Raw genomic sequence first — 13,116 nt, 5'->3', positions numbered from 1 at the left:
CCGGTAGTGAGGCTGGCTCCCATGATCGTGGAGCGTGAGCAACCCGGGCAGGAAGCCGAGATCCACGCGGTGACGCTTGCCGCCTTCGGCCGCCGTGCCGAGGCCGACCTGGTCGACAGGCTCCGAACCGACCCGGGCTGGATCCCCGAACTATCGCTTGTTGCGCGACAGATCGGGCAAGGTGACGCGCGGGCCGGCGGGCAGATCGTCGGCCATGTGGTCTGCAGCCGGGGTGCGATCGATGGCAAGCCGGCGCTGGGACTCGGCCCGCTCAGCGTCCACCCGGACCACCAGAAACGCGGCGTCGGATCGGCGCTCATGCACGCCGTGCTCGGCGCGGCCGACGCGCTCGGCGAGCCGGTCGTGATCCTGCTCGGCAACCCCGCCTACTACCACCGGTTCGGCTTCACGCTCGCCGACGAGTCCGGCATCACGGCGCCGGTCCCGGAGTGGGCGCCCTACTTCCAGGCGCGCCCTCTCACGAATTACCGGCCGTCACTGCGGGGCGGCTTCACCTATGCCGCCCCCTTCGACGACATTCCGGCGTAGCAGATAGGTGTCCATGATCCAGCCGTGCCGTTCCCGGGCCTCGGCGCGCGTCTTCACGATCTCCTCGGCCACCTCGCCGACCCGCCCGGAGGCGAGCAGCTCGTCCTCGGTGCTGACGTAGGCGCCCCAGTAGATCTCGGCGTCCGGGTGGGCGGTGAACGCCTGCTGGGCGTCGAGCATCACGACCACGTCGTCGACGCCCTCCGGCCAGCCCTCGTCGGCGAGTCGCCGGCCGGTCGTGACCTGGAACGGCCGGCCCACCCGGTTCAGCCCGATCCGGTGCTTCGCCGCGAGCGCCGAGACGCTGCTGATGCCGGGGATCACCTCGTACGCGAAGGTCGTCGCGCCGCGCCCCAGGATCTCCTCCAGGATCGCGATCGTGGAGTCGTAGAGCGACGGGTCGCCCCAGACCAGCAGCGCGCCGATCTCGTCCTCCTTGAGGTGCTCGGCGATCAGGCCCTCCAGCATGACGCCGCGCTGGTGCCGCCAGCCGGCGATGGTGCCGGTGTAGTCGGCCGGGGTGCGGTCTCGGTCGGGGTCGCGGCCCTCGACGATCCGCTTGTGCGGGTGCGAGTAGCCCCGGATGATGCGCTCGCGCAGGTCGATCAGGCTCTGCTTGGTCTCGCCCTTGTCGATCAGGAAGAACACGTTCGTCCGGCCGATCGCCTTCGCGGCCTGGAGGGTGAGGTGGTCCGGGTCGCCGGCGCCGATCCCGATCACGTAGATCTTCCGCATGAGGAGAAAGTCTGCCTCAGTCGCTCAGCAGCGGCACCGAGGGGGACATCGTCCGCCCGATCATCGAGCCGCGCCGCAGCGCATCCGACCCGAATCGCTCCCGCACCCGGTCCATCGCGGCGTCCAGCCGGTCCTGATCCTTCTCTTCGATCAAAGGCAATTCCAGCTGTACGTTCCCGGTGCCGTCGAGGTTGCTCACCGCGACGCCGACCAGTGTGAGACCACGGGTGGCGATCAGGGGTTGAGCCTCGTGGAGAAGCTCCTCGGCGGTCCGCAGGATCGCCTCGGTCTGCATCGTCGCCTTGAGCATGCTGCGGGATCGGGTGGCCCGGGTGAAGTCGCCGAAGCGCAGCCGCAGCGTCACCGTCCGCCCGGCCCGATGTGCCCGGCGCATCCGCCGGGTGACCCGGTCGACCAGTGAGGCGAGGATCGGCGTGACGTCGGCGTCCGGCGAGCGGCCGAGGGCGCACTGCGCTCCGATCGAGCCCCGGCGGTGCCCGGTGCTGACCCGGCGTGGGTCGCGGTTGTGGGCGAGCGCGTGCAGGTGCCGGCCGGCGTTGCCACCGAGCATCGCGACCAGGGCCGCCTCGCCGATCCGGGCCACGTGCCCGACCGTGTGGATCTGGCGTTCGCGCAGCTTGGCCGCAGTGACCGGGCCGACGCCCCACAGTTTCTCCACCGGCAGGGGATGCAGGAACGCCAGCTCCTCGCCCGGCTCGACGACCAGCAGGCCGTCCGGCTTGCCGGCCCCGCTCGCCACCTTGGCCAGGAATTTCGTCCCGGCCACGCCGACCGTGATCGGCAGCCCGGCCCGCTCTCGCACGTCGGCGCGCAGCCGGTGGGCGATCTCCACGGGCGTGCCCCGGATCTTGCGGAGGCCGTCGACGTCGAGGAACGCCTCGTCGATCGAGAGCGGCTCGACGATCGGCGTGGTGTCCTCGAAGATCTCGAACACCAGCCGGCTCGCGGCGGTGTAGGCGGCCATCCGCGGCGGCACCACGATCGCCTGCGGGCAGAGCGCCCGGGCCCGGCCCAGCGACATCGGCGTCCGCACCCCGAACGCCTTCGCCTCATAGCTCGCCGCGAGGACCACCCCGCCCCCGACCAGCACCGGGCGGCCTCGCAGCGCGGGGTCGTCGCGTTGCTCGACCGAGGCGTAGAACGAGTCGAGGTCGGCGTGCAGGATCACAATCGCAGCATAGTACAGGTGTTCTAATCATGGCGGCCGTCACGATGGCTGGAGTGAGTCCGGTGGGCTGAGTAATTTGAGGGAATCCCGAGGCGAGATTCTCGGTTTCTGAAGTTGAGTCACCCACGCTCAAGCCTTGGAGCCACCATCATGTTGCTCAGTACCCCCACCGTGCGCGAGCTCGAGCACCTCACCGCCCGGGTCTTCGCCACCCGCGAGTCCGGCGCGCGGCTCGACGCCTACCGCCGCGACGAGACGTTCTTCATCGACATCGACCTGCCGGGCGTCGACCCCGCCTCGATCGACATCACGGTCGACGGCGAGGTGCTGACCGTCCGCGCCGAGCGCAAGCGCACCGACGCGGAGTTCGTCGTCGCCGAGCGCCCGATGGGTGACCTCTCCCGCCGGGTCCGCCTCTCCGAGAAGCTCGACGTCGACCGCCTCGAGGCCCGCCACGAGAACGGCGTGCTCACCCTCCGGATCCCGGTCCTGGAGCGCCGGTCCCGCAAGGTGGCCGTCGCAACCGCCTGACGCGCCTGCCGCCGGCGCCTGACGCGGCCTGACGCGGCGTCCGCCGCCGGAAGCCGCCGGTTTGACGGCGGTTTGACGGCGGACGCCGGTCCGACGGCGGACCGGCGGCTCAGATCAGGGCGCTCCAGAACGGCACCGTGGGGCGCACCTGGCGGGATGAGGGCTCGCCGATGGCGAACTCGCGGTTCAGCCAGTCGGGCAGGTCGGCGCCGTAGACGACCACGTCGGTCTGGTAGATCGAGAGCACCGGGTGGCCGGCCAGGCCCGCCGGAAGGTAGCGGTGCGCGTAGAGCGGGATCATTCGCGGCGCGATCAGCAGACCCGTCCGCGCGGCCGCGAGCCGGTCGCCGAAGGCCGGGCCCCATCCCTCGTACCAGAAATCGTTCTCGGCCACGTCGAAGAGCACGCCCTCGACCGGAGCGGTGAGCGCGGCCCGCAGCCCGGCCCGGTCCGGTGATCGCCAGTCCGGCCAGCCGACGCCGGTCGGCAGGCCCGCGGCGAGGAACTCGCGGTGGTCCGGAGCGAACGTGAACCCGAACTCCCGCTCGATGCCGGCGAGTTCGGTCTCGGACAGGCCGGGCGCGATGGCGAAGCGGCCGGAGGCGGCGAGCAGTTCCGCGGCGGTCACTCGGCTACCTTATCCAGCGAGGCGGCATACATCGAACGATGTACGTCGTACGCGGGAGGAGTCCATGCGATCGCCATCGGCGGGACGACGCGCCGACCGGCCGGAACTCCCTAGCGTTCCGGACATGGTCACCAAGAGGTTCACCTATGCGGCAGCGGCTCTCACCCTGGTCGGCGTGCCCGCGGGGATGGTGATGACCGGCGGCGACGTGGACAGCGTCTTCACCGGTCCGCTCGCCGTCACGCTCGCCCTGCTCGCCCTCGGCATCCGCCGCCGGCCCCGCACGATCCTGGTCCTCTCCCTCCTCTGCGTGTTCGCCCAGCGCAGCTCCTTCCTGATCGAGGCCGGCGGCGTCTGGCCGGCCACTGCCGCCTTCGCCGGGGCGGCGCTCGCCGGGCGGACCCGGTTCGCCGTCGTCGCCGGATCGCTGGCGTTGCTGTTCTGGACGAGCTGGGACGCGACCGTCGCCGGGCGCCCCGCGGATTGGGTGTTCGCCCACTCCGGCGCGGAGGCCCTCTGGCTGGCGGCCGTGCTGGCGGGCGTCACGGCGTACAAGAACGCTGTGGGCTGGCGCACCGAGATGGCGCACCGGATCACCCAGGACGAGGCGCAGCGAGAGATGGACGGCCGCCGCAGGCGGGCCGAAGAGCGCGTGGAGATCGCCCGCGACCTGCACGACGTGGTCTCGCACACGCTCGCCGTGGTGGGTGTGCACCTGAACGTCGCTCTGGATGCCTTCGACGCCGAACCGGAGGAGGCGCGGGCGTCGCTGAAGCTCGCCCAGGAGGTGCGCAACCGGGCGATGACCGACCTGAAGACGCTGGTCGGCGTGCTGCGCGAGGGCTCGGTTCCGGCGCTGGAGAGCCTGGACGGGCTGGTCGAGCAGGTGCGGACCGCCGGTCTCGCAGTGTCGTTCAACGAGTTCGGTGATCCGGTGGAGGTGCCGGCGCCGGTCGCGACCGCCGTCTATCGCGTGGTACAGGAGGCGCTCACCAACACGGTCCGGCACGCTTCCCAGGCGACCCGGGCGGTGGTGACGCTGCGATATTCGCCGACCCGGGTCGTGGTGGACGTCCGCGACGACGGGACCGGCCCGGACACGGTCGTCGACGGGCACGGCATCGCGGGGATGAGAGAACGAGTCGCCGCGCTGGGCGGGGCGCTGACCGCCTGCCCGGACAAGTCCGGATTCGTCGTACGAGCCAGCATCCCCGTCGGAGGCTAGAAGTGCCGATCACCGTCCTGCTCGCCGACGACCAGCATCTGGTCCGCGCCGGATTCCGCAGCCTGCTGCGCCGCGGGCGGGACATCGAGGTCGTCGGCGAGGCGTCCACCGGTGACGAGGCGGTGCGGGCCGCCCGCAAGCTGACCCCCGACGTGATCCTGATGGACATCCGGATGCCCGGGATGGACGGCATCACCGCCACCTCCCTCATCCTGCGAGAGCTGGCCTGCAAGATCATCATCCTGACGACGTTCGAGACCGACGAGTACGTCTTCTCCGCGCTCGCCGCCGGCGCCAGCGGATTCCTCACCAAGGAGATCGACCCGGACGGCCTGCGCACCGCGGTCCGGGTCGTTGCCGCCGGGGACGCGCTGCTCTCGCCCAGCGTCACCCGCCGGGTCGTCGGGCAGTTCGCCCACCGCCCGGTGCCGGCCGCGGCGAAGCCCGGCGGTGACCGGCTGGCCGTGCTGACCGACCGGGAGCGTGAGGTGGTCCGGCTCGTCGCCACCGGGCTGTCGAACGACGAGATCGCCGCCCAGTTGGTGATCAGCCCGCTGACCGCGAAGACGCACGTGACCCGGGCGATCGCGAAACTCGGCGTGCGGGATCGCGTGCAGCTGGTCATCGTCGCGTACGAGGACGGTCTGATCTGAGTTTCGCTAAGACCGGGGTCTGGATGCCCGATGTCCCGTTTGACCACGGGATATGGAGGCCGCGATGGCACCGAGCTCCACCGCAGCACGCCGCTGGGCGCGCGCCTGCGCCCTCATCGCGTCCCTGATCGCCGTGGTCGTGGTGCTGCTCTCCGCGGGCGACCCGGCATCCGACCGGGTCGTCTCGCTCACCGCGGTGCCGATCGCCGCCGCTGCCGCGGCTGCCGCCTGCCTGTGGCGGTCCCTGCGGTTCACCGGGCGGACCCGCTGGGGCTGGGCCACGCTCGCGGCCGGCCTGCTCTGCTGGGGTGCAGGCCAGTTCCAGTTCCTGATGAGCATCGGCCCGGCCGTCGAGCCCGGCCCGGTCAAGCCGGGGCTCACGCTGATCGGCATGGCCGTCCTGGTCCCGGCCGGTCTGCTGATCATGCCGAGCAGCTCGCAGCCACTGGTGAACCGGATCCGCAGCGTCCTCGACGGCCTCATGATCGCTACGTCGGTCATCCTGGTCGCCTGGGTCTCCACCGCCGAGCTGATCACCGACGCCGGGGTGGGCCTGCCGTTCTACCTGACGCTCGCGTTCCCGGTCGGCGACATCGTGATCGCGACGATGGCCGCGTACATGCTTCCCCAGCTGCGCCGGCGCCACGGCTGCGGCGCCGACCTGGCGCTGTTCGCCGCCGGCATGCTGGCCTTCGCGATCTCCGACATCGGGTACGCCTACCTGCGCCTGGTGCACGACGACGGCGTCGGCCGGCTGCTCGATCTGGGCTGGCTGGCCGGGTACGGCCTGATCGTGGCGGGCGCGCTGCGTCCCCGGGTGCCCGCCGTCCAGCCGATCAACCTGCCGCGCGGCATCCTCGGCGGCGCGGTGATGATGCCGTACATCGCGGTGCTCGCCGCCCTCGCCGGAAGCGTGCTGTTCCACGTCTCCACCGGGCACAGCCACCCGTTCGTGGCGTACGCCCGCTCGTTCCTGATCCTGCTGATCGTCGGCCGTCAGCTGCTCACCCAGCTGGAGAACAGCAGCCTCACCCGGCACCTGGAGAAGCGGGTCGCCGACCGGACCGCCGAGCTGTACGCCCGCGAGCAGCAGTTCCACGCCCTCGTCCAGCAGAGCTCCGACGTGGTGACGGTGGTCAGCCCGGACGCCGACGTGATCTACCAGAGCGAGTCTGTTCAGCGGATCTTCGGGTACACGCCGCGGTTCCTCACCGGCCGCCGTCTCACCCAGCTGCTCGACCCGGCGTCGGCGCACCGGCTGGCCCAGGCGCTGCGGCAGGTGACCGGGCGCCCGCACGCCACGACCGTGCTCGAACTGACGGTGCAGCATCGGGACGGGCGTACCCGCGAGGCCGAGATGACGATCACGAATCTGCTGGACGACCCGCACGTGGGCGGCCTGGTGCTGAACACCCGGGACATCAGTGAGCGGATGGAGCTGCAGGAACAGCTGGTGCACGAGGCGTACCACGACTCGTTGACCCAGCTGGCGAACCGTGCCCTGCTCCGGGACCGGACGGCCGCCGCGCTGGAGAACTCGACCGAGGTGACCGTGCTGCACCTCGACCTCGACGGGTTCAAACGGGTCAACGACAGCCTCGGGCACCTCGCCGGCGACCAGTTGCTCGTGCAGGTCGCCGACCGGATCCGCTCGTGCGTGCGGGACGGTGACGTGGTGGCCCGGTTCGGCGCGGACGAGTTCGGCGTGCTGATCTGCGGGGACGGCGCGGAGGCGGTGGCGCGGCGGATCCTGGACGATCTGGAGGAGCCGGTCAGCGTGGGGGAGCGGTTGATCCACGCCCGGGCGAGTATCGGCCTGGCCGGCGCCCACCTCTCTGACATCGCCGGCATGTCGGTCGGCGAGCAGGCGGAGCAGATCATGCGGGACGCCGACCTCGCGATGCACCACGCCAAGGCGGCCGGCGGCGGCGTCTTCGCCGGGTACCGGCCCCGGATGCGGGACGGGCTCATCGAGCGGCTCGAACTGGAGAACGACCTGCGCGGCGCCCTGGAGCGCGGCGAACTGCGGCTGCACTACCAGCCCACCGTCGACCTGGCGACCCACGAGGTGGTCGGCTTCGAGGCGCTGGTCCGCTGGCCGCACCCCACCCGCGGCATGATCAACCCGCTGGACTTCATCCCGATCGCCGAGGCCACCGGCCTGATCGTGCCGCTCGGCCGCTGGGTGCTGCACGAGGCGTGCCGCCAGGCCGTCGAGTGGAGCAACGCGGCCGGCGGCAGGCCGCTGAAGATGTCGGTGAACGTGTCGGTCCGCCAGTTCGACCAGGCCGGTCTCCCCGAGACCGTCGCGGAGATCCTCGCCGAGACCGGCATGCCCGCCGACCTGCTCTGTCTGGAGATGACCGAGAGCGTCCTGATGACCGACACCGAGTCCAACCTCGAACAGCTGGTCCGGCTCAAGGCGCTCGGCCTCACCCTGGCGATCGACGACTTCGGCACCGGGTACTCGTCCCTCGCCTACCTGCGCCGCTTCCCGGTCGACACGCTCAAGATCGACCGCTCGTTCGTGGAACGCCTCGGCGTGCTCGCCGACGACACCGCGCTCACCGACACGATCGTCCGGCTCGGCAAGAGCCTCGGCATGGCGACCGTGGCCGAGGGGATCGAGGACTTCGGCCAGCTGGCGGCGCTGCGCGAGATGGGCTGCGGGTTCGCCCAGGGCTACTACTTCTCCCGGCCGGTCCCGGCCTCCGAGGCGGGCAGGCTCTTCCTGGAGGGAGCACCCGCCTGAAGATCAGCCGTAGCCAAAACGCGAAACGAGCGTTCCTCTGAAGTGTGGGCGGGTTGAAGTATGTGCCGCACGTGGCGGCCGGGGTCGCGGTGCTGGCCGGGGTGTTCATGCCGGGCCGCCAGGAGCCGGCCGAGGCCGAGGCGGCGGCCGGCCGGATCGGTCCGTCGATCGTGCGGATCATGCCGTTCGGGGACAGCATCACGGTCGGGACCGGGTCGCCGGGGCGCGACGGCTACCGGATCGAGCTGCAGAGCCGCCTGGTCCGGGCCGGGCTGGCCTTCGACTTCGTGGGCTCGCAGACCACCGGCACCAGCCGCGGCGACGCCGACCACGAGGGACACGGCGGCTGGACGATCGACCAGCTGACGGTCCCGGCCGGCGCCTGGGTGTCGGCCGCGCGACCGGACATCGTGCTGCTGCACGCCGGCACGAACGACGTGACCCGGCTCGAGAAGCCGGCCGTCACCGCCGCGAAGCTGTCCCGGCTCATCGACCGGGTCCGGGACGGCGCTCCGGACGCGGCCATCTTCGTCTCCACGATCGTCGGCACCGCGGTCCCGGCCGAGAACGCGGCGAACCGGGCGTACAACCGGCTCATCCCCGGCGTCGTCGCGGGCAAGGACGCGAACGTGCACTTCGTCGACCAGGCCGCGGTCGCCGGGCTCGACCTCTACGACAACCACCATCCGAACGGCTACGGGTACAGCAAGATGGCCTACGCCTGGTACCGGGCGATGCGCGCCACCCTGCGCCCGGACTGGCCGGAGACCGCTGACCCGTCCGCCACCCGGCGCAAGTACCTCTGCCGTTACCTCACCGTGCGCGTCTGCGGCTGGTGGCATCTGCGCACCGTCGTGACGCCGGCCGGCGCCTCCGAGGAGATCTGGCAGATCCGCCGTCCGATCTCCGAGCCTTATCTCGTACGCTCCGCCGGACGTGCCGAGATCCGCACCCGCCGCACGATGGTGTGGTCCAGCACCTGGGCGTGACGGCCACTAGTGTCGGACGCATGGGCGCTCTCGAAGACGCGTGGGAACTGAGCCGGGCCGAGACCGGGCTGGCCATCGTCTCGACGGTCCGGGCCGACCTGACGGTGCAGTCCACGCTGGTCAACACGGGCCTGCTCGCGCACCCCGCCGACGGGACGCCGGTGCCCGCCTACGACCGCACGATGGCCGAGCAGCGCCGCACCGCCGTCCTGATCACCCCCACCCGCTTCTACCCGGCCTCGTGAACTGAGAGAAGAGGGGCCCGAGCACTCACTCAGGTCGCGCGGCGTGTGGCTCGCGGTCCGGACGCGCAGCGGCCGGCGAGGAACGCCGGGCCCTCGGCGTGAGCGACGGTCCGTATCACCCACCCCGATGCGACATCTTTAAGTCTGTCTGATTCCGGCTATTGATCAACGCCGATCGGGTGGACCATCGGGCGATGGCTGAGGAGTACGAGGAGGAGCGAGCCGCCGGTCCGCATGATCCTGGGGCCGGTGAGGACTGGGCCGGCGCTGACGTGCCCGATCCGTGGGAGGAGGGGGCGGATGGCCTGGACCCTGGTTCCGTGCCTGAAGAGTCTGCGTAGCGAGTTCAACGCGCTGGCCCCGGCGCGGGACAAGAGCAGCGACGGGTCGATCGGGGACAGCTCGCACGCCGGGCAGAAGTCAGATCACAACCCGGATGAAACGGGCGCCACGCCGTATGAGGACGCCGACGGCCGCAACGAGGTGCACGCCATCGACGTCGACTCGGACCTGCGGAAATCCGGCTGGACCATGCTCCGGGCCGTCGAGATCATCGTGATCCGGCACCGGGAAGGGCGGGACGACCGGCTGCAGAACGTCATCTACAACCGCCGGATCTGGTCGCGGTCCTGGGGATGGACGGCACGGGAGTACACCGGGGCCAGCGCACACACCGAGCACGCCCACTTCTCCAGCCGGTACACGACCGCGCAGGAGAACGACACCAGCCCGTGGGGGCTGCTGGAGGCCGACGTGACGAAGAGCGAATTCACCGCCTGGATGACCGAGTGGGCGCGCAGCAAGGCCGGCAAGGAGGCGATCGCGCAGGCCGTGCTCACCTACGACCCGGGCAAGGACGCGTCCGGCAGGATCCCGGCGGGTGGCATCGTCAATCCGGGCTCGGACGCGCCGGGCAATCCGACGATCACCGGCTCGTTCGCGCTGAACCGCGCCGCCGTCGCGGCCATGCTGGGCTACGAGATCCGGGCGAAAGTGGACGAGTTGCTGAAGGGCCAGAACTCGGCTGATCAGAACCCGGGCTAGTTTGAGGGTGTGCTGATCAGTTTCGGATTGCCGGTCTCGGGAGCGTGGGCCCGGGCGGAGACGCTCGCCGCTGTCGCGCGGCGGGCCGAGGAGCTCGGGTACCACGGTCTGTGGGCGTTCCAGCGGCTGCTCGCCGGCCGCGATCAGGATCTCGCGCCGGTCTACCGCAGCGTGCTCGATCCGACGGTCGCGCTGACCTGGGCGGCGGCTGCCACGAGCCGGATCCGGATCGGTGTCTCGGTGATCAACCTGCCGTACATCTCGCCCGCCTACCTCGCCAAGCAGGCCGGCACTCTCGATCTGCTGTCCGGCGGGCGCCTCGATCTCGGGCTGGGCAGTGGGTGGTCGGAGCCGGAATTCGTGGCGACCGGTTCTGATCCCCGGCCGCGGGGTCGGCGGATCGAGGAGTACCTGAGCGCACTGCGGACGATGTGGGCGGGCGACACCTCCGGATTCAAGGGGGCGTTGTACGAGGTTCCGCCCGGAGTGATGGCACCCCTGCCCGCTCAGCCGGGCGGGCCGCCGATCCTGCTCGGCGGCACGGCCGAGGTCGCGCTGCGGCGGGCCGGGCGGATCGCCGGCGGGTGGGTGAGCAGCAGCCGAGCCGACCTGGAGGACATCGCGCGGGGAGCGCGCATCGTCCGGGCGGCGGCCGAGGAGGCCGGCAAGGACCCTTCGGCGGTACGGGTGGTGGTGCGTGGCGCGATCAACTCCGGAACGCTGTCCGGCACCTGGTCGCAGATCCGGGACGGGGCGCGGCGATACGCGGAGGCCGGCGCCACCGAGCTGTTCTACGACCCGAACTGGGATCCGCGGATCGGCAGCCCGGACGCCGACCCGCGGATCGCCGCCGAGCTGGCCGACGAGATCCTCACGGAACTGGCGCCCGGCTGAGCCGATACATTCTGCCGGTGGACCATCGATCTCCGAACGTCTACCGGACCCGCTCCGGGACGAACCGCCGCCGGGTGCTGACCGCGCTCGGCGGGGTCGCGTTGCTGCTGGTGGGGTACGCGATCGGCCGCTGGCAGGACACGCCGGCCGACCCGGCGGTGGTGCCCGTGGCGGCCCCGGTCACCAGTTCGCCCGCCGCCGAGTCCCCGGCCGCGCCCACCTCGGCAGCCCCAGCCTCGACAGCCCCAGCCTCGGCGGCCCCGGAGCCGGTCGACTATCCGGTGATCCAGGCGGAGAACGCCACCGAAATGTCCGGCATCCAGACGCAGGAGACCGGTGACGAGGGCGGCGGGCTCAACACGGCCTGGATCACCCGCGCCGATCATCTGCGGTTCGACAACCTGGAGTTCGGCGAGGTGCCGGCGACGAAGGCGAAGCTGCGGATCTCCTCGGCCGTGGGGATCGCCGGCGGGCGCGTCGAGATCCGCCTGGACAGCAGGGAGAACGCGCCGGTCGGCGAGGTGGCGGTGACCGACACCGGCGACTGGCAGACGTTCACCACCAGCGTGGCGGCCCTGCAGCCGATCACCGGGACGCACACGGTGTTCCTGACGTTCGCAGCGCCGGACGACACCGAGTTCGTGAACGTGAACTGGCTGCAGTTCGCCCACTGACGCCGGTCGTCAGGCCTGAGACTCGCGGCGGGCCTTGGCGCGGCGTTTGCCCTCGTGCATGGCCTGGACGCGAGCGACCGGGATGGTGTGGCCCTCGTCGATCAGGTCCTTCGGCAGTGGCCGCGGTCCGGGCAGCGCCGCGGCCCACGGGTCACGGCCGCCGAGCAGGCCGGGCACGGTGTGCACGGTGAAGTCGGCCGGAGTCACCGCATCCAGGTCGGCCCAGTCCAGCGGGAACGAGACCGGGACGCCGGGCCGGATCCGCGGGCTGTACGCCGCCGCCACCGTGGCGCCGCCGGCGCGGGTGGCGTCGAGGAACACCTTGCCGTGCCGGTCCTCGCGGATGAACGCGGTGGTGGCGAGCGCCGGGTCGAGCCGTTCGGCGCGGGCTGCCACGGCACGCTGGGCTGCGGCGACGTCCTCCGGGGCGGCGTCCGCGTCCAGCGGGACGAACACGTGCACGCCCTTGGAGCCGGAGGTCTTCACGGCCCCCGGGATCCCGGCGTCGATGAGCACCTGCCGGACCAGCCGCGCGGCGGCGACGGCGAGCCGGAAGCCGCTCGTCCCGTCCTCACCCTCGGGCGGGTCCAGGTCCATGATCAGGTGGGTGGGGTGGTGGGAGCCGGCGAGCATGAGGCCGGGGTGGTACTCGACGGCCCGCTGGTTGCCGAACCAGATCAGCGTCCGCCGGTCGTTGCCGAGCCCGTAGACGACCTCCCGGTGCGAGGCGTCCGCCCAGATGCTCGTCCGTGGCACCCAGTCCGGTGTGTACTTCGGCAGGTTCTTCTGCATGAACCGCTCCGGCTCGCCCTTGCCCTTGGACAGGATCCGGATCACCGAGAGCGGGCGGTCGCGCAGCACCGGGACGAGCCGGTCCGCCATGACGTCCAGGTAGTCGACGAGGTCCCGCTTCGTCGCGCCGGCGCCGGGGAACAGCTCCTGGTCCAGGTTGGTCAGCTTGACGCCGTCGCGCTCTTGCGCAGCGTCCTTCGCAGCAGCCATCGCCCC

At 71.4% G+C, this 13,116-nt stretch carries 14 protein-coding genes; 10 read left to right on the top strand and 4 right to left on the bottom strand.

From position 1 onward, the window contains the following. Nucleotides 1-21 precede the first annotated feature (21 nt). Entirely contained in the window at nucleotides 22-549 is a 528-nt protein-coding gene (locus EP757_RS03440) for a GNAT family N-acetyltransferase (protein ID WP_127542756.1), read from the top strand. Here EP757_RS03440 and cobF read toward each other — a convergent pair. Together cobF and dinB are read right to left on the bottom strand one after the other, a co-directional pair. Further along, nucleotides 496-1,284 carry a precorrin-6A synthase (deacetylating) gene (gene cobF, locus EP757_RS03435; protein WP_127542755.1) on the bottom strand — a complete coding sequence of 263 codons (789 nt, stop codon included), beginning with the start codon at nucleotides 1,282-1,284 and terminating at the stop codon, nucleotides 496-498. The two genes, EP757_RS03440 and cobF, sit on opposite strands and share 54 nt — an antisense overlap. A 16-nt stretch (nucleotides 1,285-1,300) precedes the next feature. After that, entirely contained in the window at nucleotides 1,301-2,473 is a 1,173-nt protein-coding gene (gene dinB / locus EP757_RS03430) for a DNA polymerase IV (protein WP_127542754.1), read from the bottom strand. Between the two features lie 150 nt (nucleotides 2,474-2,623). Between dinB and EP757_RS03425 the strand changes: the two genes are divergently transcribed. Then, complete coding sequence (locus EP757_RS03425; RefSeq protein WP_127542753.1) at nucleotides 2,624-3,004, top strand: Hsp20/alpha crystallin family protein; 381 nt, start codon at nucleotides 2,624-2,626, stop codon at nucleotides 3,002-3,004. 109 nt (nucleotides 3,005-3,113) lie between these two features. Here the strand turns inward: EP757_RS03425 and EP757_RS03420 are convergent, their stop codons facing one another. Beyond that, nucleotides 3,114-3,632 carry a hypothetical protein gene (locus tag EP757_RS03420; protein WP_127542752.1) on the bottom strand — a complete coding sequence of 173 codons (519 nt, stop codon included), beginning with the start codon at nucleotides 3,630-3,632 and terminating at the stop codon, nucleotides 3,114-3,116. 124 nt (nucleotides 3,633-3,756) lie between these two features. Between EP757_RS03420 and EP757_RS03415 the strand changes: the two genes are divergently transcribed. The 8 genes from EP757_RS03415 to EP757_RS03380 all read left to right on the top strand — a co-directional run bounded on the left by EP757_RS03415 (nucleotide 3,757) and on the right by EP757_RS03380 (nucleotide 12,108). After that, nucleotides 3,757-4,857 carry a sensor histidine kinase gene (locus EP757_RS03415; RefSeq protein WP_127542751.1) on the top strand — a complete coding sequence of 367 codons (1,101 nt, stop codon included), beginning with the start codon at nucleotides 3,757-3,759 and terminating at the stop codon, nucleotides 4,855-4,857. Between the two features lie 2 nt (nucleotides 4,858-4,859). Further along, entirely contained in the window at nucleotides 4,860-5,510 is a 651-nt protein-coding gene (locus EP757_RS03410) for a response regulator transcription factor (RefSeq protein WP_127542750.1), read from the top strand. 64 nt (nucleotides 5,511-5,574) lie between these two features. After that, nucleotides 5,575-8,262: a bifunctional diguanylate cyclase/phosphodiesterase gene (locus EP757_RS03405; RefSeq protein WP_127542749.1), complete on the top strand. Its 2,688-nt coding sequence runs from the start codon at nucleotides 5,575-5,577 to the stop codon at nucleotides 8,260-8,262. 44 nt (nucleotides 8,263-8,306) lie between these two features. Further along, nucleotides 8,307-9,251 carry an SGNH/GDSL hydrolase family protein gene (locus EP757_RS03400; RefSeq protein ID WP_127542748.1) on the top strand — a complete coding sequence of 315 codons (945 nt, stop codon included), beginning with the start codon at nucleotides 8,307-8,309 and terminating at the stop codon, nucleotides 9,249-9,251. 20 nt (nucleotides 9,252-9,271) lie between these two features. After that, entirely contained in the window at nucleotides 9,272-9,496 is a 225-nt protein-coding gene (locus tag EP757_RS03395; protein ID WP_127542747.1) for a hypothetical protein, read from the top strand. 300 nt (nucleotides 9,497-9,796) lie between these two features. Next, a complete protein-coding gene (locus EP757_RS03390) occupies nucleotides 9,797-10,540 on the top strand; it encodes a hypothetical protein (protein WP_127542746.1) in 744 nt (247 codons plus the stop codon). A gap of 9 nt (nucleotides 10,541-10,549) precedes the next feature. Continuing rightward, nucleotides 10,550-11,434, top strand: coding sequence for a TIGR03619 family F420-dependent LLM class oxidoreductase (locus EP757_RS03385; protein ID WP_127542745.1), 885 nt, complete (start codon nucleotides 10,550-10,552; stop codon nucleotides 11,432-11,434). 17 nt (nucleotides 11,435-11,451) lie between these two features. Beyond that, nucleotides 11,452-12,108 carry a carbohydrate-binding protein gene (locus tag EP757_RS03380; protein WP_127542744.1) on the top strand — a complete coding sequence of 219 codons (657 nt, stop codon included), beginning with the start codon at nucleotides 11,452-11,454 and terminating at the stop codon, nucleotides 12,106-12,108. 9 nt (nucleotides 12,109-12,117) lie between these two features. Here the strand turns inward: EP757_RS03380 and EP757_RS03375 are convergent, their stop codons facing one another. Then, entirely contained in the window at nucleotides 12,118-13,110 is a 993-nt protein-coding gene (locus EP757_RS03375; RefSeq protein ID WP_127542743.1) for a DNA polymerase domain-containing protein, read from the bottom strand. Between the last annotated feature and the right edge of the window lie 6 nt (nucleotides 13,111-13,116).

The organism is Actinoplanes sp. OR16 (assembly GCF_004001265.1).
Lineage (GTDB): Bacteria > Actinomycetota > Actinomycetes > Mycobacteriales > Micromonosporaceae > Actinoplanes.
This window is presented reverse-complemented; position numbering and strand designations above follow the sequence as displayed.

What these genes read in the sequence shown, in the direction of transcription:
- EP757_RS03415 (WP_127542751.1), top strand. Translation starts at nt 3,757, where the DNA reads ATGGTCACCAAGAGGTTCACCTATGCGGCAGCGGCTCTCACCCTGGTC.
- EP757_RS03405 (WP_127542749.1), top strand. Translation starts at nt 5,575, where the DNA reads ATGGCACCGAGCTCCACCGCAGCACGCCGCTGGGCGCGCGCCTGCGCC.
- EP757_RS03390 (WP_127542746.1), top strand. Translation starts at nt 9,797, where the DNA reads ATGGCCTGGACCCTGGTTCCGTGCCTGAAGAGTCTGCGTAGCGAGTTC.
- EP757_RS03395 (WP_127542747.1), top strand. Translation starts at nt 9,272, where the DNA reads ATGGGCGCTCTCGAAGACGCGTGGGAACTGAGCCGGGCCGAGACCGGG.
- EP757_RS03425 (WP_127542753.1), top strand. Translation starts at nt 2,624, where the DNA reads ATGTTGCTCAGTACCCCCACCGTGCGCGAGCTCGAGCACCTCACCGCC.
- cobF (WP_127542755.1), bottom strand. Translation starts at nt 1,284, where the DNA reads ATGCGGAAGATCTACGTGATCGGGATCGGCGCCGGCGACCCGGACCAC.
- EP757_RS03375 (WP_127542743.1), bottom strand. Translation starts at nt 13,110, where the DNA reads ATGGCTGCTGCGAAGGACGCTGCGCAAGAGCGCGACGGCGTCAAGCTG.
- EP757_RS03440 (WP_127542756.1), top strand. Translation starts at nt 22, where the DNA reads ATGATCGTGGAGCGTGAGCAACCCGGGCAGGAAGCCGAGATCCACGCG.